This window comes from Streptomyces sp. NBC_01241 (assembly GCF_041435435.1).
In the GTDB taxonomy this organism is placed as follows: domain Bacteria; phylum Actinomycetota; class Actinomycetes; order Streptomycetales; family Streptomycetaceae; genus Streptomyces.
In genome coordinates this window covers 556,875-583,773 of record NZ_CP108494.1, presented here as the reverse complement: position 1 = coordinate 583,773, position 26,899 = coordinate 556,875, and the positions used below count along the sequence as shown (strand labels likewise).

The 26,899-nt window shown below is 69.4% G+C and carries 21 protein-coding genes and 6 pseudogenes; 13 read left to right on the top strand and 14 right to left on the bottom strand.

What is annotated here, in order from left to right; translation table 11 throughout:
- Positions 1-65: 65 nt before the first annotated feature.
- Positions 66-1,187, top strand: a pseudogene (locus OG306_RS01975) (recombinase family protein); the annotation flags it as partial.
- Between the two features lie 501 nt (positions 1,188-1,688).
- Here OG306_RS01975 and OG306_RS01970 read toward each other — a convergent pair.
- From OG306_RS01970 to tnpA, 5 genes are all read right to left on the bottom strand, one after another.
- Positions 1,689-2,162, bottom strand: coding sequence for a reverse transcriptase domain-containing protein (locus tag OG306_RS01970; protein WP_371666202.1), 474 nt, complete (start codon positions 2,160-2,162; stop codon positions 1,689-1,691).
- Between the two features lie 729 nt (positions 2,163-2,891).
- Positions 2,892-3,848 carry a reverse transcriptase domain-containing protein gene (locus OG306_RS01965; RefSeq protein ID WP_371665073.1) on the bottom strand — a complete coding sequence of 319 codons (957 nt, stop codon included), beginning with the start codon at positions 3,846-3,848 and terminating at the stop codon, positions 2,892-2,894.
- A gap of 364 nt (positions 3,849-4,212) precedes the next feature.
- Positions 4,213-5,157: a transposase gene (locus OG306_RS01960; protein WP_371665072.1), complete on the bottom strand. Its 945-nt coding sequence runs from the start codon at positions 5,155-5,157 to the stop codon at positions 4,213-4,215.
- Positions 5,079-5,981, bottom strand: a complete 903-nt coding sequence (locus OG306_RS01955) for a transposase (protein WP_371665071.1) — start codon at positions 5,979-5,981, stop codon at positions 5,079-5,081. Before OG306_RS01955 ends, OG306_RS01960 begins: the two co-directional genes overlap by 79 nt.
- Positions 5,982-6,142: 161 nt before the next feature.
- Positions 6,143-6,571 (bottom strand): IS200/IS605 family transposase, encoded by a 429-nt coding sequence (gene tnpA, locus OG306_RS01950; protein ID WP_371665070.1) that lies wholly within the window; start codon positions 6,569-6,571, stop codon positions 6,143-6,145.
- 23 nt (positions 6,572-6,594) lie between these two features.
- Between tnpA and OG306_RS01945 the strand changes: the two genes are divergently transcribed.
- From OG306_RS01945 to OG306_RS01935, 3 genes and pseudogenes are all read left to right on the top strand, one after another.
- Positions 6,595-7,875, top strand: a complete 1,281-nt coding sequence (locus OG306_RS01945) for an RNA-guided endonuclease InsQ/TnpB family protein (RefSeq protein ID WP_371665069.1) — start codon at positions 6,595-6,597, stop codon at positions 7,873-7,875.
- 110 nt (positions 7,876-7,985) lie between these two features.
- Entirely contained in the window at positions 7,986-8,174 is a 189-nt protein-coding gene (locus OG306_RS01940; RefSeq protein WP_266744333.1) for a hypothetical protein, read from the top strand.
- Positions 8,175-8,255: 81 nt separating this feature from the next.
- A pseudogene (locus tag OG306_RS01935) lies at positions 8,256-8,483 on the top strand (Tn3 family transposase); the annotation flags it as partial.
- 141 nt (positions 8,484-8,624) lie between these two features.
- Here OG306_RS01935 and OG306_RS01930 read toward each other — a convergent pair.
- On the bottom strand, positions 8,625-8,747 hold the full coding sequence (locus OG306_RS01930) for a hypothetical protein (RefSeq protein ID WP_266744332.1): 123 nt from the start codon (positions 8,745-8,747) through the stop codon (positions 8,625-8,627).
- Positions 8,748-8,875: 128 nt separating this feature from the next.
- Here OG306_RS01930 and OG306_RS01925 point away from each other — a divergent pair, with 128 nt between their 5' ends.
- The 3 genes and pseudogenes from OG306_RS01925 (at position 8,876) to OG306_RS01915 (ending at position 10,720) form a co-directional block, all read left to right on the top strand.
- Complete coding sequence (locus tag OG306_RS01925) at positions 8,876-9,280, top strand: hypothetical protein (protein ID WP_327350217.1); 405 nt, start codon at positions 8,876-8,878, stop codon at positions 9,278-9,280.
- Positions 9,281-9,381: 101 nt separating this feature from the next.
- A pseudogene (locus OG306_RS01920) lies at positions 9,382-10,296 on the top strand (transposase); the annotation flags it as partial.
- Positions 10,262-10,720 carry a hypothetical protein gene (locus tag OG306_RS01915; protein ID WP_266744331.1) on the top strand — a complete coding sequence of 153 codons (459 nt, stop codon included), beginning with the start codon at positions 10,262-10,264 and terminating at the stop codon, positions 10,718-10,720. The pseudogene OG306_RS01920 and the gene OG306_RS01915, both read left to right, overlap by 35 nt.
- 112 nt (positions 10,721-10,832) lie before the next feature.
- Here OG306_RS01915 and OG306_RS01910 read toward each other — a convergent pair whose 3' ends face one another.
- The 4 genes from OG306_RS01910 to OG306_RS01895 form a co-directional block, all read right to left on the bottom strand.
- A complete protein-coding gene (locus tag OG306_RS01910; protein ID WP_266744330.1) occupies positions 10,833-11,837 on the bottom strand; it encodes a MerR family transcriptional regulator in 1,005 nt (334 codons plus the stop codon).
- A gap of 3 nt (positions 11,838-11,840) precedes the next feature.
- Positions 11,841-12,512: a HEAT repeat domain-containing protein gene (locus tag OG306_RS01905; protein ID WP_266752041.1), complete on the bottom strand. Its 672-nt coding sequence runs from the start codon at positions 12,510-12,512 to the stop codon at positions 11,841-11,843.
- A 775-nt stretch (positions 12,513-13,287) separates the two neighbouring features.
- The gene (locus OG306_RS01900; RefSeq protein ID WP_432762221.1) at positions 13,288-14,445 is read right to left on the bottom strand and encodes an IS30 family transposase; all 1,158 of its coding nucleotides are present in this window, start codon (positions 14,443-14,445) and stop codon (positions 13,288-13,290) included.
- Between the two features lie 232 nt (positions 14,446-14,677).
- The gene (locus OG306_RS01895) at positions 14,678-15,940 is read right to left on the bottom strand and encodes an IS701 family transposase (protein WP_371665068.1); all 1,263 of its coding nucleotides are present in this window, start codon (positions 15,938-15,940) and stop codon (positions 14,678-14,680) included.
- Positions 15,941-16,026: 86 nt separating this feature from the next.
- On the opposite strand from OG306_RS01895, the gene OG306_RS01890 reads away from it, so the two are divergent.
- The 3 genes and pseudogenes from OG306_RS01890 to OG306_RS01880 all read left to right on the top strand — a co-directional run bounded on the left by OG306_RS01890 (position 16,027) and on the right by OG306_RS01880 (position 17,885).
- Positions 16,027-16,269, top strand: a complete 243-nt coding sequence (locus OG306_RS01890; protein WP_371665067.1) for a hypothetical protein — start codon at positions 16,027-16,029, stop codon at positions 16,267-16,269.
- 36 nt (positions 16,270-16,305) lie between these two features.
- Positions 16,306-16,971, top strand: a pseudogene (locus OG306_RS01885) (zinc-binding dehydrogenase); the annotation flags it as partial.
- Positions 16,968-17,885, top strand: coding sequence for an SAM-dependent methyltransferase (locus OG306_RS01880; RefSeq protein WP_371665066.1), 918 nt, complete (start codon positions 16,968-16,970; stop codon positions 17,883-17,885). The pseudogene OG306_RS01885 and the gene OG306_RS01880, both read left to right, overlap by 4 nt.
- Before the next feature lie 50 nt (positions 17,886-17,935).
- Here the strand turns inward: OG306_RS01880 and OG306_RS01875 are convergent, their stop codons facing one another.
- Positions 17,936-18,469, bottom strand: a complete 534-nt coding sequence (locus tag OG306_RS01875) for an EF-hand domain-containing protein (protein ID WP_327259556.1) — start codon at positions 18,467-18,469, stop codon at positions 17,936-17,938.
- Positions 18,470-18,784: 315 nt separating this feature from the next.
- Here OG306_RS01875 and OG306_RS01870 point away from each other — a divergent pair, with 315 nt between their 5' ends.
- The 3 genes and pseudogenes from OG306_RS01870 to OG306_RS40860 form a co-directional block, all read left to right on the top strand.
- Positions 18,785-19,642, top strand: coding sequence for a metallophosphoesterase family protein (locus OG306_RS01870; RefSeq protein ID WP_266744327.1), 858 nt, complete (start codon positions 18,785-18,787; stop codon positions 19,640-19,642).
- 121 nt (positions 19,643-19,763) lie between these two features.
- Positions 19,764-20,432 (top strand): annotated as a pseudogene (locus OG306_RS40865) (ATP-binding protein); the annotation flags it as partial.
- A gap of 741 nt (positions 20,433-21,173) precedes the next feature.
- Positions 21,174-21,368: pseudogene (locus tag OG306_RS40860) on the top strand (helix-turn-helix domain-containing protein); the annotation flags it as partial.
- Between the two features lie 73 nt (positions 21,369-21,441).
- On the opposite strand, the gene OG306_RS01860 reads toward OG306_RS40860, so the two are convergent.
- The 3 genes from OG306_RS01860 to OG306_RS01850 all read right to left on the bottom strand — a co-directional run bounded on the left by OG306_RS01860 (position 21,442) and on the right by OG306_RS01850 (position 26,856).
- The gene (locus OG306_RS01860) at positions 21,442-22,680 is read right to left on the bottom strand and encodes a cytochrome P450 (RefSeq protein ID WP_371665065.1); all 1,239 of its coding nucleotides are present in this window, start codon (positions 22,678-22,680) and stop codon (positions 21,442-21,444) included.
- A gap of 168 nt (positions 22,681-22,848) precedes the next feature.
- Positions 22,849-25,653: a helix-turn-helix transcriptional regulator gene (locus OG306_RS01855; protein WP_327259559.1), complete on the bottom strand. Its 2,805-nt coding sequence runs from the start codon at positions 25,651-25,653 to the stop codon at positions 22,849-22,851.
- Positions 25,654-26,067: 414 nt separating this feature from the next.
- Positions 26,068-26,856 carry a thioesterase II family protein gene (locus OG306_RS01850; RefSeq protein ID WP_323183773.1) on the bottom strand — a complete coding sequence of 263 codons (789 nt, stop codon included), beginning with the start codon at positions 26,854-26,856 and terminating at the stop codon, positions 26,068-26,070.
- Positions 26,857-26,899: the final 43 nt, after the last annotated feature.

The window sequence follows — 26,899 nt, the reverse complement described above, 5'->3', positions numbered from 1 at the left end:
TGCGGCGTTGGTTCCGCAGCGGCGGGCCCGGATACGGGATCGCCTGGAGCAGGCAGGAGTGAGCGATGACCAGCGTGGCGATCTACGCCCGGGTGTCCTCGGCCCGGCAGAAGAAGGACCAGACGATCAGCTCGCAGACCGCGGCCCTGCGCGCGCACGTCGCAGAACAGCGTCTTGAGCTGCCCGAGGAGTGGGTGTTCGAGGACGAGGGGCACTCCGGGGCGACCCTGGTGCGGCCCGCGCTGGAGCGGTTGCGCGACCTGGTCGCCCAGGTCGGCGTGGATGTGGTGCTGTGCTATGCGCCCGACCGCCTCGCCCGCAAGTTCGCTTACCAGGCCCTGCTGGTCGAGGAGTTCGCCCGGGCAGGCACCCGGGTGGAGTTCGTCCGCGGCCCACGCGGCGACAGCCCCGAGGACCAGCTGATGGTCCAGTTCCAGGGCATGTTCGCCGAGTACGAGAAGGCCCAGCTGATGGAACGCTACCGGCGCGGGAAGACCTACCGGGCCCGCTCGGGGGCGGTGAACGTGCTGGGCGGAGCCCCGTTCGGCTACCGCTACCTGCGCAAGACCCCCGAGTGCGGGGCCACCTACGAGATCGTCGAGTCCGAGGCGGCGCTGGTGGTCGAGCTGTTCCGCCGCTATACCGACGACGGGGTCTCCATCGCGGACCTGACCCGCTGGCTCACCGACAGCGGCACTCCCACCCGCACCGGCAAGACCCGCTGGGACCGCAGCGTGGTCTGGGGCATGCTCAAAAACCCCGCCTACCAAGGGCAGGCAGCCTTCGGCAAGACCCAGATCCTCCACGAGTCCCCGGGCCTGAACCGCCGGGCCCGCCTGGAGGGCCGCAGTACTCCGCGCGCCGTCAAGACCGCCGACCGCCCCCGCGAGGAGTGGATCACCATCCCCGTTCCCGCGCTCGTCACCCCGGCCACCTTCGAGCGCGCCGCCCAGCGGCTCGCCGACAACAAGCGCTTCGCTTCGCGCAACAGCAAGGTCCCCTCCCTGCTTCAGGGGCTGTCGGCGTGTGTGAGCTGCGGATACGGCTACTACCGCACCTCGACCACTACTTCCTCCGGCAAGAAGATCTACTACTACCGGTGCCTGGGCTCCGACGACTACCGCTACGCGGGCGGCCGGGTCTGCACCAACAAGCCCGTCCGCGCCGACTACCTCGACACCGTCGTCTGGGACCACATCATCGGCATGATCGCCGACCCGCACCTGATCCGGTCCGAGATCGACAAGCGGCTGGACCGTGCCCGCACCTCCGACCCCGCCACCCGCCAGCGCAGCCGTCTCGAACTGGCCCTGGCCAAGGCCACCGCAGCGATCACGCGCATGATCGAGGCGTTCCAGGAACAGCTCGTCACCATCGATGAACTGCGGGCCCGGATGCCCGGCCTGCGGGCCCGGGAGAGTAACCTGCGTGGCCAACTCGACGCGCTGGAAGCCCAGCTCGCCGACCGCGACGCCTACCTCAAGCTCGCTGACGACCTCGAAGGCTTCCTCGCCCAGCTCCGCGAGAACGCTGGGACAGCCGAGGTCCCCGAGCGCCAGCGCGTCCTGAGGCTCCTCGTCAAGGACGTCCTCGTCGGCCCCGAGAAGATCACCATCCGGCACCGCATACCCGTGCGTGAGCGCACCGCCGACGACCAGCATCAAGATCAAGACGCTACGGAGGGTGACTCATGCCCGAGTTACCCATTGCGTTGGGGGCGTGATCGCCGACCCCTGGGGAGTTCCGCGATCCCGTTGCTGCACCGATCCGTCCGCCTTCGCCAGCGGAGCGACCAGCCACCGCTTGACGTAGAGCAGGACCCATTTCCCGTCTGCGTCGATATGCCGCTCGACCGCCTTGAGCATCAGCTCGTGGTCCACGCTGTCGAAGAATGCCCGGATGTCGAGATCGACCACCCAGTCACTCCGCCAACAGCGCTGCCGGCACTGCTCCACCGCGTCCAACGCCGATCGCCGGGGCCGGTAGCCGTAGGAGTCCGGGTGGAACACAGGCTCCACCCGACGCTCCAGATACATCGCGGCCACCGTCTGAGCGATCCGGTCGTCCACGGTGGGCACCCCGAGCACGCGGATGCCTTTCCCGCCTGCTTTGGGGATCTCCACGGCCTTCACCGCCGGAGGGAAATACGAACCGGACGACATCCGATTCCACAATTTGAACAGATTCCTCGAAAGGTTCTGTTCGTATCGCTCGATCGTCACGCCATCCGTTCCGGGCGCACCCTTGTTGGCCTTGACTCGCTGAAATGCCTCCCACACCATCAACTTGGAGATGTAAAACGACTTGACCTCGGCCTGCGGCCTTGATCCGTTCACCTGGCTCCTCCCGGGAACTCCGGTTGACCACCAAACTAGATCGGGACAACTCGCCCCCTTCGCTCCGCCCCCATTACAGAGGCATCATCACTACTACGAGGCGATCCGTCCCCCTGCCACGCATCGGTACTCTGCCCCTCACAGTTTCAGCTGCTTGAGGTTCTCCCTTATCGCCAACCGGCCTCAACCTGACCGGTGGCAGCATCGCGGCGAGGGGTTCCCACGTTCCGCACCAGCGCCTGAACCGAGCTCGCGCCACCTTTATGCCGGGCACCACCTGGCCAGAGATACAGGAACCCGCCAGATTCATCCCGGGGCAACAACTGGACCCCGGTTTCGGTAACCGTTCATACGCTTTCGACACTTCATCAGTGGTTCACTCGCGTTCGCCTTCTCGGCTCACACCTGACGCATCTTGTGCGCCTTTTCCGCAGTGCTCATCACCCCGGCTCATTCACCGGAGCAACCTGCGGCGGTTTGAGACCTCCCCCTGCGTGGGCGGTCTCGGAGGGCCCACCTCCATCACCGGTGCAGCATCACGTCGGAAGATTCCGTCTACATCGAAACCTCCCGTTGTGTTCGTGGCGCACGATCGTCTGCGTACCTCACCAGCACGGGGCTCTTGCGCATCACGCTCCCGGCGTGGATGCCGCTCGCGTGATACCGCACCCCGGCGGCCTCCTCCATTCCGTGCAGAGCCACGTTCATCAGCGCGGGGCTGATCACACCGCCCTGGGGAGTTCCCTCCCCGGTCTCGGTGAGCCGACCGTCCTCGACCACACCGGCCCGCAGCCACTGCGCGACCAGTTCCCGCGCGGGAAACGTGCCGAGCCGCCGGAGCAAGTGATCATGGTCGATCCGGTCGAATGCCGCCGCCAGGTCCGCGTCAAGTACCCATGGCCGACCAGGGTTGGGGCCCCGGCAGGTCAGAAAGATGGACTCGATCGCGTCATGACAGCCACGGCCGGGCCTGAATCCGTAGGACCTCGGCTCGAACCGTGCCTCCCACTCGGGCTCCAGAGCACCAAGGACCACAGCCTGAAGACAGCGGTCCAAGATCACGGGAATGCCGAGCGGACGCCGACGCCCGTCGGGCTTCGGCACATACACCCGTCTGACGGGCCGGGCCGTCCACGACTCGGAGCGGTGCTGCACCCAGTCGGCCACCTCGGCCTTGCCGGGCGCGGTCAGCACCACCTTGCCGTCGACGCCCGCCGTCTCGCGGCCAGCGTTGACCTCCGTCACCCGCCGCACCGCATGCAGTGCGTTGGCGCGGGAACGGAGCATCAGCTTCTGCAAATTGCGGACCCTCTTCAGGTCCCCTGCCTGTGACGCCGTGAAGATCCTCTGCCGCAGCCGCCGTACGTCGTCATCCACCCGCTGCCAGTCGATCGACAGCCAGTCGGTGGCATCGTCCTCGGGTCCGTTCACCACCGCGATCACAGCCGGAGCGGCATCTGCCATCCCGGCCTCCTTCACCGCCTTGGTGTCCAACTTGTCCCTCGGTTCCATCGCCTTCGGTCATCGTCACTTCACAGGCCCACCAGACCCACGTCAGCACCCTTTCGGGTCCGGGCAGCTGCCCGTATCCGGCCGGTTATACGAGACGACCGGCGGAGGGGCCGGTCATCGTGTCCCGCTTTCCCGCTGCCTTTCGGCCGCCGGCGTTCGCTTCTTGGGTCCTCCTGTTCCCGCCGGGGAGTTGAGCTCTCCTCGCGGTCGGCCAACCGGGCACCGGATAACCGGCCCCGGACCCCGACGGGGTTTCCGCGTTGCACACGTACGAGATCCGACTGGGGTGGGCGCCCCCTATGCCCCGGGAACAGCGGTGTCCTACGACTGCAACTCACCTCTTACAGTCGCCGCTTGCCGCCTCTCAACGGCCGGTTCCTGGACTCCGGCAGAGCGATCCATCATCCGGAGCTGATACCTGACGAGACATCAACCAGGGGTTCACTCGTCGTTCGCCCGTCCAGTCTTCCCCTTCGCCTGTGGTCCCCGGATGGCACGGGCACCCTTGGGCTTGACCCCCTGAGCTCCGCACCCCGCGGTTACCCGCAACGCACGTCAGGGTGGGGACAGACCCTGGACACTGGCCCGGAACTACACCTTCAACATCGAACCTCCACTCGGTGTGTTCACTCGTATCGTGCGCCCTCGTGTCGCACGGGAGATCGTTCCTTCGACCCCGGCCCGGATCGCGTAACGGTTCTTCCAATTGTCGGTCTCCTTGGCCTGGCGGACGGCTTCGAGGGCCTCGTGCCGTTCGCGGGGCAGGAAGGTGATGCCCCTTGCCCCGGCGGCCGGACGGGGGCTTGGTGCATGCCGTCTGCTTCGGGCAGGGGCGGCAGTGCTCGGCGGAGAAGAACACCTTGAGGACCGGAGTGCCGTTGCGGTGGTGTTTCTGTTCCCACCACTCGAAACTTCGGTGCCCGCCGGGACAGGTGGCGCTCTCGTTGTCCCAGTCGATGGTGAAGTCGGCGCGGGAGAAGCCCTGATCCTCTCGGGACTGGCGGCTGCTGTCGTGCGGGGCCGGGCCGAGCAGTTCCATACCCCGCTCGGTCGCGGACAGGAACAGGGCGGCAGTGGTGTAGCCGGCATCCACGACATGCACGTGCGGCAGCAACTCCCGTTCCGCGAGCGCCTGGTGGACCGGTTCGGTCATCTCCGTGTCGGCCACCACGGCATCGGTGGTGGCCACCTGCGTGATCACGTGCGGCGCATCCGGCTCGCAGGTCTCGGTCAGATGCGCCTTGTAGCCGGTCCAGCCCGAGCCGCGCTTGATCCCGTAACGGGCATCGGTGTCATAGGGCGAGCACAACCGGTGATGAACCGGCGGGAGATCCTTGCCCTCCCGCCAGCGCACCCCCTCTCGTCGCGGTGGTACTGCTGGACCCAGGAGACCCGCAGGACCTGCACCGCCTCGATCTCGCGCAGCCAGTCCGGAGCCGCGGGGGCGTAGACCGCGTCCAGCAGGACGAACCCGTCCCGTCCGACCTGCTCAGACCACTGTTCACGGACCTCTTCGCCCTTGGGGAAGCGGTAGGCGTCCACGCGCGGCCCGTAGCGCTCGGCCCACTCGGGTGTGACCAGGCCGGACAGCCATGCCGGGGCGGCGACCGCCAGCGCTTCCAGTGCGGCCCGCAGCGTCTCGCCGACGAACTCCATCCTGTTCAGCGTCCGCACCGCCGCCAGCACGTGCGTGGAATCGGTCCGCTGCCGGCCACCGGCCTTCAGCAGGTCCAGCCCGCGCAGGCGTTCCAGCACCAGCTCCAGCGTCGTCTGTTCCAGTCCGTGCTCGATGAGACGGGAACGGAACAGGCTCAGCACGGAGGCATCGAACCCGGGATCGTCCAGCTCCAGGCCGAGCAGAAACTTCCAGTCCATCCGGGCCCGCACCTGGTCAGCGGCCTGCCGATCGGTCAGCCCCTCCGCGTACTGCAACACCGACACCAAAGCCAACGCCCCCGGCGAGACAGCCGGGCGTCCCCGGACGGCAAACGCCCCTGCGAACGCCTCGTCCTCAAACAGCGGGCCCAACGCCTCCCGGATCCGCACCGCCATCGTCCCCTTCGGGAACGCTGCCCGCACCACCCGGGCCGTCAGCTCCGGCACCCCATGATCAGCCCGTGGCTCCAGTGACATCTCTCGGCCCTCCCGCTCACGCCATAACAATCGTGGAGGACCAACGACCCAGCCCTGCTCGAATCACGCATTCCTCAGCAGAGTCCTTCAGGGCGGGGGTGAAGGTCATCCTTGGCCCGGAGGCGCGGAGCGCCGGAGTGCTCTGCGCCTTTGGGGTGAGGTCAGACGGGACGCTGTTGGTTTTCGATGTACTGCTTGACGACGGTCAGGGGTGCGCCGCCGCATGATCCTGCGAAGTAGGAGCCGGACCAGAAGTGTCCGCCCCACAGGTACCGGCGGACATGCGTGGTGTACTCCTGGCGGAGCCTGCGGGAACTGACGCCCTTGAGCGAGTTGACCAGTTTGGAGAGCTGGACCTTCGGCGGGTAGTGCACGAGCAGGTGGACGTGGTCCTGTTCGCCGTTGAACTGTTTCAGCTCGGCCTCGAAGTCCGTGCAGACCTCCCGCATGATCTCTTCGGTGCGGGTCAGCATGGCGTCGGTGAACGCTTCACGCCGGTACTTTGTGACAAAAACCAAATGAACATGCAGGTTGTAGACAACATGGCGACCGGTTCTGACATCGGGATGAGGGTTCCAGCGCGGTGACATAAACCAATGCTATGGTCTCGATCGTGAGTCAAGACACCATGGTCAAGCGGCAGTTCGGGCATCGTGCCCGGCTTACGCTGTCGCCCGCCGAGGCGTTGAGGACTGATAGCCAGGCGCACGCGGCCCGCACCATGTGGAACCTGCTGCACGCCTGGTGGCAGATGATGCCGAAGGAAAAGCGGACTCTCGGACACGCGGATGCCGCCGTACGACAGGCCCGCAAGGACATCGACTTCCTTGCTGTCCTTCCCGCGCAGGCCGCGCAAGCGGTACTCAAGACGTACTTCCAGGCGTGGAAGAACTGCTGGGAGGGCCGCGCCGACGCCCCGAACTTCAAGGGCCGGTTCCGCACGGTGATGTCCGTGGACGTCCCTCAGGGCCGGGACCTGAACATCGTGCGCGTGCACCGCCGCTGGGGCATGGCCAACATTCCCAAGGTGGGCCGGGTCCGCTTCCGGTGGACCAAAGACCTGCCCGTGGGCAAGCACGCAGGCGCGGAGAACCGGATCACCGGGGCACGGCTGGTCAAGGACGTGCTCGGCTGGCACATCGCCTTCCGTGTCCAGAGCGTTGAGGTCAAGCCCGAGCCCCACCAGGGGCCGGAAGTCGGCATCGACGTGGGCGTCACCGTGCCCATCGCCCTCTCGGACGGCGAGACGTACGAGCACGGCGAATGGCTGACGGAGAAGGAGAAGGCCAGGCTTCTGCACCTGGAGCGGCGCGCCGCGCAGCGCAAGCGGCACCGCAAGCCCGGCGAGCGCACCAGCCGCCGGCTGCACCGCACTTACGACCGGATCGCAGGACTCCGCGCGAAAGCCAAGCGCAGGGCCCTGGACTGGCAGCACCAGACGACCACCGCCATCGCCCGCACATACGGCACCGTCGTGGTCGAAGCACTCACCATCACGAACATGGTCAAGTCGGCCAGGGGAACCATCGAGGAGCCAGGGAAGAACGTCGCCCAGAAGTCCGGGCTGAACCGCTCCATCAGCAAGGAGGCATGGGGCCGCACGGTCACCATGCTGACGTACAAGACCGCCCGGCTCGGCGGCACCCTGCACAAGGTCCCCGCCCCCGGCACCTCCCAACGCTGCTCAGCGTGCGGCTTCACCACGCCTGGCAACCGGGAGAGCCAGGCCGTGTTCGTGTGCAAGAACCCCGACTGCGGCTGGTCGGGCAATGCCGACCACAACGCAGCCCGGAACGTCTTGCACCTGTACCGGATGGGCCTCGCGCTCATCCCGGCTGCCGGGAGGGCAGTCGTCAGACGTGCGAAGCGCGTCAAGCCCGCTGCCGCAAGGTAAGCAGGAATCTCCCGGCTTCAGCCGGGAGAGCACTTCAACGGAACACCGACATCCGGCGTCGCGTCGAGCAGCTGAGGGCACAACAGCAAAGCCGCCCACCGCGGCCGTCGGTGCCACCGCCCGACGACTCGCCGAGCAGCGTCGCGCGCACCCTCACCGCCCAACTCGCCGTGCTCAAGCAGCGGCACCGCGACGAGGTCCAGGCTCTTCGGCAGGCGCTCGAAGCCGCCCAGAGCGAGAACCTCGAACTGCGACGCCGCCTCGGTCCCCGGCATGCCGCCCGCCCCGAGACCCCCTGACACCGATCTCTTACAGACGCGACCGCAAGCGTTCTACCCGCACAAACAGCCACAGTTCACCCGTTTGCCCCGGATACTCCCTGGACGACCCGCTCCATCGACGCCGCCGTCGAACAGCTCCAGGCCAAGGGCCACGAGATCCGCGACGCGGACGTCGCCCGACTCTCCCCGCTCAAGCACCGCAACCTGAACCTGCTCGGCCGCTACAGCTTCACCGCCTCCACCCCGGCCGCCGGCGCCCTGCGCCCGCTGCGCGCCCCGGACGCGCCGGAGCTGGACGAGGACGACGACGGTGGCGGACAGGAGTAGGCCCCGTCCGGCGGATCTCGCTGCCTGGCCAGGGCGTGTCTCCCAACTCTCTGTCGCGGCGCGCGCGGACCTGCGGCGCCACGAAACCGGGCGGCCGGGCCTGTCGGTCGCGGGCCCGCCCGGCCCGGTCAGGGATTCCATTCAAGGATGGCGAATGTGCGGTCGAAGCGGCGGGACATCAACCGCGATCGTCAACTCCGAGCGGGCCACGACCTCGTCGTCCAGCACCGCCATCACGTCCAGCCGCGTGGAGTCGATCTGCACGACCTCTCCAGGGCGGGCGGCCATGGACGGAGTGAACGGCCCCACTTTCCGAAGAGCCCGCTGACGGCGGACCGTGGCCGACCCAAGGACTCGTTGTTCTTGGCGAGGCTGTTCACCAGCCGGCGGGCATCTTCACCCGGGGCGAGTACGGCGTTTACGCCATCACTGTGGGTAACGTCACCGCGGCCGGCCCGACCAATGGCACCACGGTCATCGTCCACGACATTCTCCCCGCAGGCCTTCGGGCCGACAGGATCACCGGCAGGGGATGGCACTGCATTCTGGCCACCCTCACCTGTACACGCAGCGCCGTCTTGCCTGCCGGGCACAGCTACCCGCCCGTCACCCTGAAGGTCGACGTCTCCTGCAACGCCCGTACACGGGTCACCAACACCGCCACCGTCACTGGAGGCGGTGACACCAGCACCCACACCGCCACCGACAGCACCACGATCAAGCACCACGGGCACGACGGCGACGGGCACGACGGCCACGACGGACGTCATGATCACTGCGATCGCCACGACCACTGACAACACTCAGCCCGCGTGGACGTAGCGGAAGGCGTGCAGGTACAGGCGCTTGAGGGCGGCCTGTTCCGAGGGCGGCCCTGCGGTAGCGGGGCACCTGGTACCACGCTTACGTCGTCATCGACATCTTCAGCCGCTACATCGTCGGCCACACCGTCGAACGCGCCGAATCAGCAGAGCGTGCCGAGGGGTTGATCCGGGACACCATCGAGCGCAACGGCATCGTGCCCGAGACCGTCCATGCCGACCGGGGCACCTCCATGACCAGCAAGAAGGTCTCTCAGCTGCTGATCGACCTCGGCGTCACCCGCAGCCATTCCCGGCCGAAAGTCTCCAATGACAACCCCTACAGCGAAGCCCATTTCAAGACCACCAAGTACATGTCCGACTACCCCGAGCGGTTCGATTCCCTGGCCCACGCCCGCGAGTGGTTCGACGCGTTCATCGCGTACTACAACTACGAGCACCGGCACTCGGGCATTGGATGGCACACGCCCGCCAGCGTCCACTTCGGCACCGCCGAAAAGGTCCGCGACCAGCGAGCCGTCACGCTCGCCGAAGCGTTCGCCCGCCACCCCGAACGCTTCGGTCGCCGCCCCGGATACGCCCCCCACGTTGTCCGCGGACAACAGCACGCGTCCCTCTACCCCGCTTTCTCATCAGTCACGAGGCCTCGACCTTGGGTCGTTGCCAGGGGACGACCCCGTGTGGTTCGCCGAGCAACTGCGCACCTACATGTCCGCCGACAACCGAAACAAGCTCGCTTCGCTCCTCCACGCGAGGAACGAAAGCTGACCTTCTCTGTTCCAACCGCAGTGGCGTCCAGCCAGTTTTCTGCTGGACGCCACTCTCATGTCCGAGCAGCCCGGCTGGGGGAGCAACGCAGTCGCTGTAGCTGGGATGGTGATGGACGGGGCGATACCGCACTGGGCCCGCGCGGTGTGATGAACTGCCGTCCGTTCACCGTGGGCCAAGAGGGGAGACATGACCGCCGACGCGCCGGCCCGGCGACCGCCTGATCCCGTAAACGCCGCACCAACGCAGGCCGAACAGGAGCGTCAGCAAGCACGCCGTCTCGGCGCGTGGTCGATCGCGTGGACCCTCCTGACCCTGGTGATCTGGGGATGGTTCGCCTTCCTGACGCTCGCCGACTACGGCCCCGAGTCCGGGGACAGGCCCATGTGCCGAGGCCTGCTGGTCGGCCCGTTGTCCGAGGACATCCTGTGCCGCGACCCGCTGCGCCAGTGGCCCGCGCTGCTGGGCATCCTCGCGCTGGCGGTTATGGTGACCGCTTCTGCGGCGGCGACAACGGTGTACGCCAAAGGCCTCTCCCGCCTGGCACGCCGCGACGGGCCCGGCGTGCCAGGCGCAGGACTGACGGCCGACGGGCGGTGCAGTCACCCACGCGATCGGCCAACTGAGCGGCTCAGCCGGCCCCGTTAGCGCCCGAGTTGGCCCGGTTGAGCGTCGCGGTTGGCCCGCCAGATGGGTTGGGCGCTGCCGACCGGGGCATTTCGGGGCTGGTCCGCGTACGCGGCACCCCAGGAGAGATCCGTCACCGTGTGTCGCGTAGCTGGAGAAGGTACGCCGCAGTCAGCGCAACGGCACGCTCCCCGTCATGCGACAGCTCCATGAGGGCACGTGAGGCCGTCGTCCCCGGGATGCCCGCCAACGCTTGGGTCAGCCGTCCGCGTGCAGGCGCTTTGGTGGTGTCGTGGGCGAGGCGGTCGACGAGCCCGGTCGCGATCTGGTCCGCCGTCGCCTTGTCACTCGCCAGCACGCTCAGTGCATCGGCTGCATCGGTGTCGTTCCTTCCCTCCACGATCATGTCGATGAGCGTCGGAACCGCATTGACCACTCCACGTGTCCCGAGAGTCAAAGCCGCATACCCGCGGACCACGACGTCGGGGTTCGCGAGAGCGTCCCGCAGCTGCGCGGTAGCCTCATCACCGGGCATCTCGGCGAGGGACTGAACGGCACGTTCCCGCACCGCGGCCACCGGTGAGCCGAGGCCCTTCGCCAGCAGCGCCGGGCCGCCGTCGCCCGATCGCGCCAGCGCCCATCGAAGAGCCCCGGCGACGTTCGGCTCCGTCTCGCTCAGTGCCGCCTCGACCAGGGCCTCCACCGGCACCGGAACCTCGTCGACCGAGGAAAGGGCCGCGCGTTGGCGCGCGTTGGCGCTCTTCGCCCCCAGTGCCTGGAGGAGCGCAACGACCTGGAGGACGTCCTCCCAGTCGGCGGGGTCCGTGGCATCGATCCGGCGCAGCCGCGTGAGCAGCTCGGTCTCCGCCTCGATGCGTTCGCGCGTCTGACGGATGAGGTCGCCGACGAGAGCCGAGGGCGTGAAGCCGGGATCTTCGAGCGCGCGCCCGATCTCACGCAGCGACAGCCCCAGCGACCGCAGGCTCTCGATATGGAAGATCCGCCGGAGGTCCTTCCCGGAGTACTCCCGATAGCCGGAGCCCGTACGGCCCGAAGGCCGCACCAGGCCGAGCGACTCGTAATGCCTGAGCATGCGGGCACTGACCCCGGACCGTCGTGCCACCTCACCGATCAACACGTCCTATCGTCCCTCCTGACCGGACCCGCCGAGGGCCACGATGCGCTTGGCCTCCTCGATCGCGCACTCGAATCCGGCGTCCGGCTCACGCAGTAGCCGTTGTGTGGCGAGCGCGTGCGCGCACACGCGCGGGTCAGGGGCCGTCGTCGCAGCACGCAGAGCCGGCACAATCACTTCACCCAGCGCGACCAGCGCCCGGCTGAGACTCAGCTGCGTCTCCCGCTCACCGCGCCCGAGCTGCGTCGCCAACACCGTGGCCAGCGCGGACGCCTCGCCTTCCGGTACGAGTATTACCGCGGCCCGCCAGGCGCTCCGCGCCACCTCGTCGTCGGCGTCGGACAGCAGCGCCCGTGTGATCGACGGCCACGCCTGCCGGTCCCCAATCTTGGACAGCGTGTGCAGCGCCTGGCTCCGTGCCTGCGCACGCTCCGAGCGGACTTCGCGGAGCAGCTCGGGAAGCGTCATGGACACCGGGTGGCGGGTGAGCGCCCAGGTCAGCATGTCGCGGACGAAAAACTCGGGCTCGATCGCGCATCGCTCGATGAGCTTGTCGACGAAGCTCGGGTCAGGCGTCGTGCCGACCGCCAGAGCCGCCCGCAGTCGCACGGACGAACGACTGTCCTCCAGCCCCTGGAGCGCTCGTATCGCATCCATGTCCTGTCTCGTGATCGTCATCGAGACCACCTCCTTGGCAAGCAGTGAAGGCCCTGTCACCGTGTCAAGGTCAAACAGGACCCGCTGCTCGATCACCAGTCACCTGCTGCGTCCCGAGCGTGCCCTTGAGCACTGTGCATCGTGAAGTTGCCGGCCATGTGGCTGGTGTGCGCGGGGGTGGGGGTACTCGTGCCGGCCGCGGGTGCGTGACGTGGGCCGCACGGGCCTTCGCGCGGAGCCTGCGGTAGTCGGCTCCGCGCACCTCCTCAGCGACATCCCGCTTCCTACAGCGGGATGTTGCTGTGTTTGCGGGGCGGCAGTGTCACACGCTGGTTACGCAGCGCCTTGAGTGCGCGCAGGACGGTCAGCCGGGTCTCCGACCGAGACGGCCCTGCGCACAAATGCCAAGCGGCGAAGGGCAATGCTGAAGAAGCTTCTATTGGTCGAAGGAGTCGGACAGAACGAGGGAGGTGCTTCGGGTGAGTGACCGGCTGGACAGCCAGGGTGAGGCCGATGACATCCTCGACGCTTTTCTCCTTGCACACGTTGGCGAGCTGCGAAACACGATCGGCCACGCCCTCAACGTCCAGGCCGGGCTGGCGAACCTCCAAGCGCTGAGGCGTAAGGATGACGCTCACGTATATCAGGTCAGGCCTGTGGTAGTGAGTTCCGTCGAGGTCAAGGAGTCGAGTGAACCGGGCAGCGTGGCCGAGGGCCACGCGGTTCGAGAGCTTCTTACCACCCTGACGAAGGAGCGGCGCCAGGTCCGTGGGCGGTTTCTAGCGGTGATTGCGAATCACGGAAACTGTGATGCTATGCCCCAGTCTTGCATGACCTCGGACGGAGTACGGTCTCCCAGGACCATTCGGGGGCGCTCGTTGAGCTGACGGGCCACGGCCGTCAGGTTGCGCAGGGAGTGGACCGTAAGGTCGGTGCCCTTGGGGAAGTACTGCCGCAGCAGCCCGTTGATGTTCTCGTTGGTGCCGCGCTGCCAGGGAGAATGAGGATCGCAGAAATAGATCCGGAAGCCGGAGAGGGCCTCTATCTCTTCATGGAGGACGAGCTCGCGCCCCTGGTCCCAGGTCAGGGTCCGCCGCAACGCTCGTGGCAGATCGGCGGTCTGCGAGACCAGGGCGTCGCGCATCGGCTGGGCCTTCCAGCCGTGCGGCAGGTGGATCAGGCGAACGAAGCGGGTCGTGCGGTCGACGAGGGTGCCTATAGCGGACCGCTGAGCGCGTCCGATGATGAGGTCTCCCTCCCAATCGCCGGGCGTTTCACGATCGTTGACCGTGGCGGGTCGGTCATGGACGAGCGTCATGTTCTTGATCTTGTTGGGTGAGACGACGCCACGGCGTTGCCGCTTGCGGCGGGTGCGTCCGGTGCGCAGTCGGCCCTCACGCTTGCCCAGAAGGCCAGCGAACAGGCCACGGTAGATCGTCTCCGGACAGGCCCGCATGCGAGGGTTGTTCGGGTGCTCGCGTGCGAGGTGTCGAGCAATCTGCTGCGGGGACCACTTCTCGTCGAGCTTCTCGCGCACTGCCGCGCGCAGGGGTCCGTGGTCGCGGAGTTTCTCTTCTTTGGGGCGTTGGCGACGCAGGAGCGCCTGGTTGTGTGCCCACCAGGGTTCGTACTCCCCGTTCTCCTTCCGGCCGCGTCCAATCTCCCGGTAGACCGTCGAAACGCTCTTGCCGATCTCGGCGGCGATGACGACCGGGCTCCGCCCGGCGCGCAGACCGTCGGCGATGGCGATCCGGTCGTCCTGGGTCAGGAAGCGTGGCGAGATGGGAGGGTCAGGAATGATCATGCTTCCAGCATCGATGAACCAGTTGGACCCGCAGCTCACCGATACGCCCACTTGGCGGGCGGCCGCTGCCCCCTTCAGGCCCTTGCGCCGCAGCTCGAAGTACCGCCGTCTGGCCGACGACGGCATGCGATTGGCTCCTCCACGAGGCATGCGAACCATCTCCCCTTGGATGTTCGCAACCACCGATCGAATTCAAGGTGTATTCAGGGAGAGGATCGTAGCCCTTGAGGTCCGTCAGGAGGTCGGCAAGCTTCGCCTCACGCGCGCAGTCAGGCAGCTGCGCTTCTAGGTTCGGGTGCCGGGGCGGGTTGGCCGCATATGGAGCAGGCGCCGGTCCAGGTGGCCAGGAGGGCTTGGAGTTCGCGGAGGACCGCGTAGAGGGTCAGGCCGGCGCAGGGGCTTTTGGGTCGAGTCTGAGCAGGGTGCAGAAGGCTTGGGCGAGGGAGGCGAGGGTGGTGTGGCGGTGCCAGCCGGGGAAGTTGCGGCCCTCGAAGTGGTCCAGGCCCAGGCCGTCCTTGAGTTCGCGGTAGTCGTGCTCGATGCGCCAGCGGATCTTGCAGATGCGGACCAGCTCGCGCAGTGGGGTGTCGGCGGGCAGGGTGGACAGCCAGTAGTCGGTGGGCTCGGCGGCGCCGGGCGGCCACTCGGCCAGCAGCCAGCACTCGGGCAGGGAACCGTCCACGGCGCGGCGGATCGTGCGGTTGGCCGGGCGGACGCGCAGTGCGAGGAATCGTGAGCGCATCTCGGCGCGGGGGTTGTTCCTGGTGGTCTTGCTGCCCTGGCGCCAGGTCACCGTCCGTAGCGTGGATCGTCCTTCGTCCAGGGCGAGTTGGCGCAAGGTGGTGTGGGGGTCGGGGTACGCCGGGCCGGGCGGGCGGCCCTGGCCGCTGTAGGGCGGGCGCCGGGGGACGGCGTCACCCGGGTAGGCGGTGGTGCTGCCCTTGACCGCGACCGCGTAGGCCAGCCCACGTTCGCTCAGGCCCTCGCGAAAGCCTGTCGCGTCCCCGTAGCCGGCGTCGGCGACCACCGGCAGGTCGGGCAGCTCCCAGTCCCCGCGAACCTCGTCCAGCATGTCCAGGGCCAGGCGCCACTTCTCCCGGTGCCGCTCGCTGTCGGGGATGCCGGCCTTCGTCCGGCGGCGGCGGATCGCCTCGGCCAGCAGCGCATCGTCCGCGTTCTTGGCGTCGTCCCAGCTCTCGGGCAGGAACAGACGCCAGTCGACCGCCGAGGAGGCACGGTCGGACACCAGGTTGACACTGACCCCGACCTGGCAGTTTCCGCGCTTGCCCAGCGCGCCGCAGTACATCCGCGCCACCCCCGGCGAGTCGTAGCCGTCCTTGGGGAAGCCCACGTCATCGATCGCGTACGCCTCGGGCGAGATGTGAGCCGCAGCCCAACGGGCCAGCCGCTCACGGACCTTGCCCCAGTTCCAGGTGGAAGAGGAGACGAACTGCTGGAGCTGCTGATGGTCCACACCCAGACGCTCGGCCATCGGCTGCATCGACTTGCGCTTACCGTCCAGCATCAGCCCGCGCAGGTACAACTCACCCTTGGCCCGCTGGTCCCGCCGCGCCAGTGAACCGAGCATCTCCGCCGCGAACGCCTCCAAGCGCGGGCGGACCGTCTCCATCTCCTCAGGTGTCACACCTGAAAGAAGATCACAACCCTACCCCTGGCCGAACATTCGGGGTACCTAACAAAGCCCTACTAGGAACTGTCACAAAGGACTTCATGAACCCGGTCTCGGTGGACAAGGACCGGGTTCTCACGCAGTCCCGAGTGCATGAGAGGAGTCTCAAGACCATCAGGAGGCAGCTCGAGGCGCTGGTCGCCGATACGGAGGGTCGGCAACAACGGAAATGGAAGCTTCTGGTCCTCCTCATGGAGGAGCGTGAGGAGGCGCTGCTGGAGCTATATACGACCATCCAGCGGATCTTCGATAATTCCGACTTCTTGCAAGAGGTGAGCCCCTGACTCGACGTTGGGCATATCGGGGTACTACGGCAATGGTTGGTAATAGCGGGCAACGCCGTCCGGGTCGACTCGGCACTGCCGCTCGAACTGCTCGGCCCGCTCGGCTGCTCTGTCCTCACCGGCGCCGGAGCCGTGCTGAACACCTTCCGCGCCGGTCCCGGCGACACCCTCGTCGTCCTCGGCGCGGGAGGCGTGGGCCTGGCCGCGGTGATGGCGGCCGGCGCCGCCGGCGTACGGACCGTGGCCGTCGACGGGAATCCGGCGCGACTGGCCCTGGCCGAACGGTACGGCGCGATCCCCCTGCCCGCCACGACGGCCGGTCTGGCCGAGCGCATCCGACGGCGGACCGACGGCGGCGCCCAGTACGCCCTGGACACCACCGCCTCGGCCCCGCTGATCAACGACGCACTCCGCGCACTGCGCCCCACCGGCCTGCTCGGCCTCGTGGCACGCCTCCGCACCGCGCTGCCGCTCGAACCGGACACGCTCGACCGGGGCCGCGGCATCCGGCACATCTGCGAAGGGGACGCCGTACCGGGACTGCTCATACCCCGGCTGATCGGCCTGTGGCAGGCCGGCCGCCTCCCCTTCGACGAACTGATCCGCACCTATCCGCTGGCCGACATCGACGAGGCCGAACGCGACTGCGACGCCGGACGCGTGGTCAAGGCCGTCCTGCTGCCGGAAAGAGGAGACCGATGACCGACACGACCACCGCCCGCGACCCCCGCCGTCCCGACACGGACGGCGTGGACTCGGGCGTGGGACTGACCGCCCTCCTGGTCGCCGCCGCACGGGCGATCGAGACCTACCGTCACGACAGCCTGGCCCGGGACGGCCACGCGGAACACTTCGTGCACGCGGCCGGGGCCTGCGCGGACTGGCCGGTGCGCATCGAGCAGGTCCCGGACGGGGACGGCGATCCGTTGTGGGGGAGGTTCGCCCGCTACTTCGGCCTGCGGACGAGGGTCCTCGACGACTTCGTCGCCCGGTCGGTCGGTGCGGACGCCCGCCAGGTGGTGCTGCTGGGAGCGGGGCTGGACACCCGCGCCTTCCGGCTGGACCTGCCGTCCCACTGCGTCGTCTTCGAGGTCGACAGGGCGGGCGTGCTGGACTTCAAGCAGCGGGTGCTCACGGAACTCGCGGCCGCCCCCAAGGCGAAGCACGTCCCCGTACCGGTCGACCTGCGCGCCGACTGGGTCACCGCGCTGACCTCCGCCGACTTCGACCCGGCCGCCCCGAGCGTCTGGCTGGCCGAGGGACTGCTCTTCTACCTGCCGGGCCCCGTCGAGACGTACCGCGTCGACGCCGTGGACCGGCTCACCGTCCCGGGCAGCGCCCTGGCCTTCGAGGCCAAGCTGGAGAAGGACCTGCTGGCGTACCGCGACAGCGCGATCTACACGGCGACGCGGCAACGGATCGGCATCGACCTGCTCGACCTCTTCGACAAGGGGCCGCGCCCGGACTCAGCGGGCGACCTGGCGGCCAAGGGCTGGTCCACCGCGATGCACACGCCCTTCGACTTCACCCGCCGGCTGGGACGCAGTCCCCTTCCCGAGCCGGACGACGCGCTGGAGGGGAACCGCTGGGTCTTCGCGTACAAGCCCCGGGCCTGACGTCGCCACGGGACGGACGGCCGCCGCGGCCGTCCGTCCCCCCGGCCGTGTCAGACGGCCCGGACGGCCACCAACTGGTCACCCGGGATCCCGGCCAGGTCCGGCGCGTAGTAGTCCTTGATGCCGGAGGCCCAGGTGGTCACGGTGACGCGGTCGTCGGCGTCCGGGCCGAACGCGTCGAAGAGCGCGTGGATGTTCGCCTCGGCGAAGCCGATCGCCGTCATCAGCGACACGAAGAGCGGACGCTCGATCAGGCCGTCCCCGTCCGGGTCGCCGAGGGCGGAGAGCGCCCGGGCGAACTCCTCGACCGTGGGCCCGAAGCGCTCGGGGTCGAGCACGAACGGACGGAACTCCTCAACGCTGATCACACCGTCGCCGTTGGCGTGCAGCTCCGTGGCCAGCGTCGTCCACCAGCGGCGGAACGAGGCCCGCAGGGCCTCCTTGGCGCCGTCGTCCGAAGCGACCGCCGCCTGAAGAACACGTCCCGTCATCAGGTCGGAGTCCTCGGAGTCGAGGACTCCGTTGCCGTTGGCGTCGAAGAGGGAGAAGACCAGCTCGGCCCGCTCTGCAGCCTCGGTTCGCATGTCCGTCACCTGTCTCCTGCGGTCCGTCGATCCCGGGCCTGGCTCGATGAGTGCTCCCTGCACAACCGCACCGGCGGCGGAACGTGACGGTCCGTCCGCCTCCGGCACCGGAAGGAGTGAAGAAGTCCGCGAGACGCCCCGGGCGCCCGCGGCCGTGCCGAACGCTCCGGGCCCTGCCGGGCGTAGGGGTGCTGGCTTCCCGCTAGGGGTGTGCCGGATGCCCGCCGGTCGGTAGCGTCGGTCGCCCGGCCGTGTGCCGGTGACACGGACACGATGTGCCGCGGGCGGCCGTCGTGGGAGCGCGGGAGGTTACAGGTGGCCGGGTCCGAGGTCCGCCGGCTGCTGGCGATCAGCGATCTGCACGTGGTGTACGCCGAGAACCGTGCCCTCGTCGAGGGGCTGCGTCCGCAGAACGAAGGCGACTGGCTCGTCGTCGCGGGCGACGTCGGCGAGTACGTCGCCGACGTCGAATGGGCCCTCGACCTGCTGCGGCGCCGCTTCGCCAAGGTGATCTGGGCGCCCGGCAACCACGAACTCTGGATGCCCCGCGACGACGTGGTGCAACTGCGCGGCGAGGCGCGCTATCAGCATCTGGTGGCGCTGTGCCGCCGCCTCGGTGTGGTGACCCCCGAGGACCCGTACCCCGTGTGGGACGCCGGAGGCGATCCGGTCCTGATCGCGCCCCTGTTCGTCGGCTACGACTACAGCTGGCGACCGGCCGGCGCCCGTACCAGGGACGAGGCGCTGGCCGTGGCGGAGGAGCGGGGCGTCGTCTGCACCGACGAGTTCTTCCTCCACCCCGACCCGCACGCGCGCCGCGACGACTGGTGCCGGGCCCGCGCCGCGTCGACGAAGCGGCGGCTCGACGCGGAGCGCGACGGGCTGCCCACCGTGCTGGTCAACCACTATCCGCTGGTGAGGGAGCCGACCAGGATCCTCCGGCACCCCGAGTTCGCCCTGTGGTGCGGCACCGACCTGACCGCCGACTGGCACATGCGCTACGAGGCCCGCACCGTCGTCTACGGCCACCTCCACATCCCCCGGACCACCTGGCACGACGGCGTGCGGTTCGAGGAGGTGTCGGTCGGCTACCCGCGTGAATGGCGACGCCGCTCCGGCCCGCCCGCCCGGCTCCGCCCGGTGCTGCCCGCACCGGTCGCCCAGCCCTCCTGACAACACCCGGGCCGGGCGGCTCCACCGGCCGCCTTGATGCCGCGCCCACCGCCCGGGAGACCCTCCGCCGGGCCGCGCCCCGGCCAGGGCCCCGACCGCCATTGTCGCGCGACGCGAACAGATGAAAGACTTGGCAAAGACCGGACGGGGAAGATCGACAGAAGGGCCGACGCGGCAACGGCGCGTGACGCGCTCCCGTGCGCCGGCCGGTGAACAGGCTGACCAACGGGGACACCGCGCGACGAGGCATCCGGTCTCGGAGCCGCGGGTGGAGAGGCTGACACGCACAGTGCTCGTGCAACGCGAGGAACAACTGGCCGGACTGCGGGGGATGTACCGCGCCTGCCGGGAGCAGGGACGGGGCCAAGTGGCCCTTCTGAGCGGGCACGTGGGCAGTGGCAAGACCGAGGTGCTGGAGGTCTTCGGCGAGTGGGCGGCCATGGTGGGCGGGCAGGTGCTGCGCGCCGCCGGATCCCGCGCCGAGCGCGACATTCCCCTGGGCGTGATCTGGCAGCTCCTGCACAGCGCCCCGCTGGAACCCGAGGCCCTCGCCCAGGCCGACGAACTCATCGGCACCGCCTTCGACCGCCTCACCCGGACCGCAGGGGTCGTCGAGCAACTGCCCCCGGGCGACGGCCTCTGGGGACGGGCCCTGCACGCCGTGTTCACCTCGCTGACCGGCCTGGGGGACGAGGTCCCCGTGGCCGTCGCCGTGGACGACCTCCACCACGTGGACGCGGCCTCGCTCCACTGCCTGCTGTACGTGGTCCGGCGGTTCCGTCGGGCACCCGTCATGATCGTGCTGGCCGAGACCACCACGCTGCGCCCGGCCCATCCCCTGTTAAGGGCGGAGCTGTTCAGCCAGCCCTTCTTCCGGCGCTACACCCTGCCGCTGCTCACCGCCGACGCCGTCGCCCGACTCGTCCCGCGCGACGCCGACTGCCGGGGCGGAACCTCGGCGCGCGAGACGGCCAGCGGCCTCCTCGGCGTCACCGGCGGCAATCCGCTCCTGCTGCGCGCCCTCCTGGACGAAAACGCCGGTGGTACGGGACGGGACAGCACGTACGGGCCGGTGCCCGGCGACGCCTTCGACCAGGCGGTGCTGCGCTGCCTGTACCGGCACGAGCCCGTCGTCCGTCAGGTGGCGCGCGCCGTGGCCTTACTCGACCGGAGGGCGTCCGCCGAACTGATCGGCCGCCTCCTCGGCATCCCGCCGGACTTCACCGCACAGGCGATGCGGCTGCTGCGCGGCGCCGGCCTCACCGAGGCGGGACGCTTCCGCCATCCGCGGATCCTGGACCTGATCGTCTCCGACATGACGGCCGAGGAGCGGCAGCGGCTGCACCGACTGGCCGGAGAGACGCTCGACGAACGGGGCGCGGCGGCCGGCGAGGTCGCCCGGCACCGCCGTGCCGCCGCCTGGACCGATGCCCTGTGGAGGGCGCCCACGCCGTCGGAGACCGCCGACGAGCCGGTGTCCCACGACCGGTCCGGCCCGGCCCCGGAGCCGACCCGCCACACCGGGCGGCCGCCGGGGGACGGTGACGGGGACGGCGACGTGCTCAGCGAGGCGGAGCGGCGCGTCGCCGAGCTGGCCGCCCTGGGGCACACCAACCGGCAGATCTCCCGCCGGCTGTTCATCACCGTGAGCACGGTCGAACAGCATCTGACCAGGGTGTACCGGAAGCTCGACGTCAAGCGGCGGACCGACCTGGCCGAGCGGCTGAACGCCTGCCGCAGCCGCCCGCAGGAGCCGACCCGGGAGCATGCCCCGGGCCCGCTCGCCCCACCGCCCCGGATCAGCGGGCCGCCACCGGGAACTCCGCCATCCCGCGGATGATGAACGAGCTGCCGCGCCGTATCCGGCCCGCCCGGCGCAGCCCCGGCATCCGGGTGGCCAGCGCCCGGAACGCGATCTCCGCCTCCAGCTTCGCCAGGTTGGCGCCCATGCAGTAGTGGATGCCCGCGGAGAACGCCAGGGTGTCGGCGCCGACGCTGCGCGTGATGTCGAAGGTGTTCGGGTCGGGGAAGACCTTCGGGTCGCGGTTGGCCCCACCGACCATGATCGCCAGCTCACCGTCGACGGGCAGCGTGCAGCCGGCCAGCTCAAGCCGCTCGTGCACGATGCGCCGGTACTGCTGGACCGGCGGGTCGAAGCGCAGGGTCTCCTCGGCCACTCCGGCCGCGAGCTCGGGCCGCTCGACCAGGAGCCGCCACTGCTCGGGGTGGGACAGCAGCGCGAGGACACCGTTGCCGATCAGGTTGACGGTGGTCTCACTGCCCGCCAGCGGCACGAAGGTCACCATCGGCACCAGCTCCGCCATGGTCATGGTGCCCTCGTCGACCAGCCCCAGCAGGCGCGTGATCATGTCGTCCCGCGGATCGGCCTTGCTCTGCGCGATGACGTCGACGAGAAGGTCCGTGATCTCCCGGATCGCCGTCTCGGTGCTCTGCGTCTGCTCGTAGGTGACCACACCCTCCAGCAGGGGCGTCATCCGGCGGCTGATGCGGTGGAAGTCGTCACGATGGCCGTCCGGGATCCCGACGAGGTCGGCGATCAGCGCGACGGGCAGCCGTTGCGCGAAGGCCGTCATCAGGTCGAACGGACCGGCCTCGGCGAGGATCTCGTCGATCAGCCGGTCGCAGATCTCCTCGATACGGGTCCGCCAGCCCTCGGCCATGCGCGGGTTGAGGGTGGGCGTCGCGATACGGCGCAGCCTCGTGTGGTCGGGCGGATCGGCGCCGAGCATCGAGTTGTCGAAGCCGATGAACTCCGGGAGCCGCTCCCCGCTCGCCTTCCGGACCCCGAAGCGCCGGTCCCGCAGGATCTGGTTGGCGAGCGCGTGGTCCGCCGTCACCCAGGCGCCGATGGAGCTCTGGTGGAGAGGACCCCGGGCCCGGATCTCCTCGAAGTGGGGATACGGACTCTCCGGCACGCTCAGCACCTTGGCGTACGGGTCGCCCCGCTCGGCCTGGACGCGGATGAAGTCATGGAAGAAGGCGAGCTGCGCCCGCAGCTGTCGTTCGCTCGGCCGCATCGGTGCCCGCTCCTAACCCCGTCCTGCCATGGCGTCCCGCTTCGAGAACGTAATGACGGCCGCCCCCTACCGGACACCCCTAACTTCGACCCGGTCGTCCGCCGTCCCCCGCCCCGTCGGCCGGCATCCGGCTGGCCGACGGGGCCGTGACGGAGGACGGGGGAGGGTTCAGGGAGGGTTGCCCGCACAGGAGAGCAGGCTGGTCGGCAGATCCGAGCGGCTGTTGATCCGCAACTTGCGGTAGACCCGGGTCAGATGCTGCTCGACGGTGCTCACCGTGACGAACAGCTTCCTGGAGATCTCCCGGTTGGTGCACCCCCGCGCCGCGAGCGAGGCGACCCGGCGCTCGGCGTCGCTGAGGTCCACGATGGCCGGATCGTCCGCCGGCGAGACCTCTCCCGGGGGGACGTCCGCCGGGCCCGTCTCCGAGGGGGGACCCTGCCGCTGCCCCGGCAGGGCCACCAGCATCTGGCCGGTGAACTGCTCCGCCCGGCGGCCGATCACCTGGGCGTGGGAGTACTCGCCGAGGGCGTGCTGGGCGTGGCTGAGCGCCGCCAGGGTCTCGGCCAGCTCCAACCGGTCCCCGGAGGCCTGCAGTAGATCGACCGCCTCCCGCAGCATCGGGGGCCGGCTGCGCAGCTCGCTGGAGGCGGCGAGCACCCGCAGCGTGATGCCCCGAGTGCGGGCGTTCTGGGTGCCCAGCCGCGCCGTCTGGTCGGCGGCCAGGGTGCCCGCGGACAGCCCGCCCGCCAGCCGGGCCGCGGCGAGGTCGGTGCGCCACGGCACCAGTCCCGGAAAATCCGAGCCCCAGCGGCGCATCAGGTCGCCGCAGGCCTCGAAGTCCTCCATCGCGGCCTCGTGTCTGCCGCAGGCGAGGTAGTAGTGGCCGCGGGCACGCCGGTAGTGCAGTCCGACGGTGGTCTGGAACATGGCGTCCGGCACCGCCATGTTCAGATGGCTGAGGGCCTGTTCGTTCTCGCCCGCCCGGGTGGCGGTCATGATCAGGACGGACAGCGGGATGCCGATCAGAATGCCCAGACCCCTGGGCAGAATCTGCCGCAGACACGTGCGGGCACAACGCTCCGCCGCGGCCAGGTCGCCCTGACGGTAACTCACCATCGCCCGCAGCCCGTAGAGCATGGCCCGCCAGGCGGGCGCCGACCGCCGTCGTGCCTCGTCGAGCAGACGGTCGCACCAGGACGCCGCCGCGTCCAGACAGTCCGCGAAGACCAGCGTCTCGAGGGCGATCATGATGGGGTAGAGGGTGTGGTCCTCCAGGCGGCAGCTGTGCAGCAGCGCCTTGGCGTCGGCCACGACGGTGTCGGTGTACCCGGACGCGTACACGGTGTGGACGATGCCCGCCGCCAGGGACTTGGGCTCGGCCGCGGTGACGGACCGCGCCGACGAGGCGGCCGGCGGCTCCTTCACCGGCTCGACCACTCCCGGGTACCAGTAGGCCAGCGCCATGCGGGCGTTGTACAGCGGAACCGAGGGGACGCCGGGGCTCCCCGATCCGGCCGACGCCTCGACCCGGGTCAGCACCGCCTCCGCCTCGGCGGGCCGGCCGTACCACTCCAGCGGGGCGACCAGCCTCAGCGCGTCCTCGGAGGGAAGCTGCCCGGACCGGAAGGCGTCCAGAAGCCTGTCCACATGGTGCTCCGCGAAGACGGGGTCGAGCCGCCACTTCGCACGCGCCAGCAGAGCGTCGATGCCCACGCGCGAACAGGGTTCGGCCTTCACGCGGGTGGCCAGCCGCAGGCAGTCGAGGGCCAGGCCGCTGTCGTCCTGCGCCAGCGCCTGCTCGGCCGCCTTCAGCAGTACCGGCACCGACCCGGGCGGCGTGGGCCGGCGTGCGGCCACCCAGTGCCGCGCCACACGCACCGGCGCGGCGCCGACCCGGTCCAGCAGTCCGGCGAGCCGGGCGTGCAGCGCGACGCGCTCCCGCGGCTCCATCAGCTCCAGCACCACGTCGCGGGAACGCCGGTGACGCAGACGGCCGTCGGCGATCAGACCCGCCTCCGTGGCGGCCTCCACGGCCCACTCGGTGGCCGACGTCGTCCAGTCCAGTAGTTCGGCCAGGAAGGCGACGGGCACCGCCTCGTCCAGCGCGGCGACGGCGCGCACCACCGGCAGCAGGCTCGGGTCGCTGCGCATCAGGCAGTTCAGCACCGCCTGCCCGAAGACGTGCCCGGAGGCAGGGAGCGACGTCTCGGGGTGACCGGCCTGCCGGCGCACCTGCGCAGCCCGCAGCTCCTCGACGAGCGCCATGAGCAGCAGAGGGCTGCCGCCGGTCGCCTCGTACAGGCTCGCCGGGGTGTTGTCCCGGAGGTCGACGGCCTCGGCCCGCAGTACCGCGGCGACGCCCACCGGGGACAGCATGTTGAGGCGGATGAGCTGGCGGTGCGGCTGGCTGAGCAGCTCGGCCCAGATCATCGGCCGCGCCGGCCGGACGGTGGTGTTGTCGTTGAGCACGACGAGGACGGGCGCGTGGTCGATACGGCGCACCAGATAGCGCAGACACTCCAGGGAGTCCGCGTCCACGAAGTGGGCGTCGTCGACCCCGATCAGCAGCGGCGCCCGTTGGGCCGCGGCCAGGATGATGCCGGTCAGGCCGTGCAGGACCGCCACGTCGACCTGGGCCCGCGACTCGTCGTCGCTGTCCTGCAGCATCGAGGTGAGCGCGCCGGCCTCCAGCAGCCGCTGGGCGCGGGCGGCCTCCTCGCCCCGCAGGTCCAGGCCGGCGAAGATCTGGGTCATCGCCCCCATCGGATTGGTCTGCTCGGCCTGGGACCCGGTGGCGCCCACGTGGGCGCCACCGGCGACGGCCGCCTCGCGCACCAGACTGCGCAGGAGTTCGGTCTTGCCGACCCCTACCGGGCCGCGGATGACCACCGACCCTCCGGTGCCGCGGACGCAAGCGGCGAGAGACGCGCGCAGTACCGCGAGTTCGGCATCCCATTCGACACGGACCATGGACACTCTCCCCGTGAGCTCACCTGTGGCCACCGGTCTTTCCTCCGCACCCCACGCATGGTGGTGGTGGCCCGCGCAACAACCGCGGCTCGATGCCGCGGTCCGCAGGGTGCGAGGTATGGAGTGCTGTGAAACGCGCCCACTTCGATACGTTCGGAAAGTATCGGGAACGCGCCCTTTCCTGAGGGTCCCGCAAGGTGAAACCGCGGTGAATCCGGAATTTCACCGGGAGGCGAATGCTTCTTCCCCGGCAGTTCCGGTCAGCACCGCCGTTTCCGGACAGTGTCGGCAGTTCCGGACGGGACCGCCGCGCACCGTACGGCCATTGCCCTCGCGGCCGATTCCAGCCGAATCCGGCCGGCGGCCGCCGCCCGGCCGCAGGGCACGCGGCCGTCACCGCCCGGCCAGGGTCCGCTAGCGACCGGTTCGGGCCGGGTCCCCGGGAGGCGACAGGGACTGCAACTGGTCCAGCATGGTCTTCAGCAGGCGGGACTGATGCGCCGTGAGGAAGAAGTGGCCGCCGTCGAAGACGTGGAAGTCGAACGCGGCGCTGGTGTGGTCCTGCCAGGCCCGCGCCTCCTCGACCGTGACCTTCGGGTCGTCGTCGCCCACGAAGGCGGTGATCGGACAGCTCAGCGGGGCGCCGGGCACGTACCTGTAGGTCTCCGCCGCCCGGTAGTCGGAACGCGTGGCGGGCAGGATCATGCGCAGCATCTCCTCGTCGCCGAGGATGTTTCCGGCGGTGCCCTGCAGACGCTGCAGTTCCTTGATGAACTCCGGGTCGGAGGCCAGGTGGTTGCGCTCGTCCCGCGGCATGGACGGGGCTCGCCGCCCCGAGGCGAACAACCAGGCCGGAACGATGCCCCGCTCCTGCTCCAGCATGCGCGCCAGTTCGAAGCCGACCGTCGCGCCCATGCTGTGCCCGAAGAGCGCGAGCGGCTTGTCGAGAACCCCGTCGAGTGCGCCGAGGATCGCCCGCGCGAGGGAGGGCAGATCGTCGATGTTCGGTTCCGAACGCCGGTCCTGACGGCCCGGGTACTGCACGGCCAGGACCTCGACGGCCGGCGAAAGGGCGCGGGAGACCGGGAAGTAGAAGCTGGCGGACCCTCCGGCGTGTGGCAGGCACAGCAGCCTGACGGCGCTGTCCGGTGCCGGATGATACCGGCGGATCCACAAACCGGTGTCGTCCTGCGCAGTCGTCATTCCCGACCCCTTCGTGTGGCGTTCATCATTCGCGCGCGCCGAG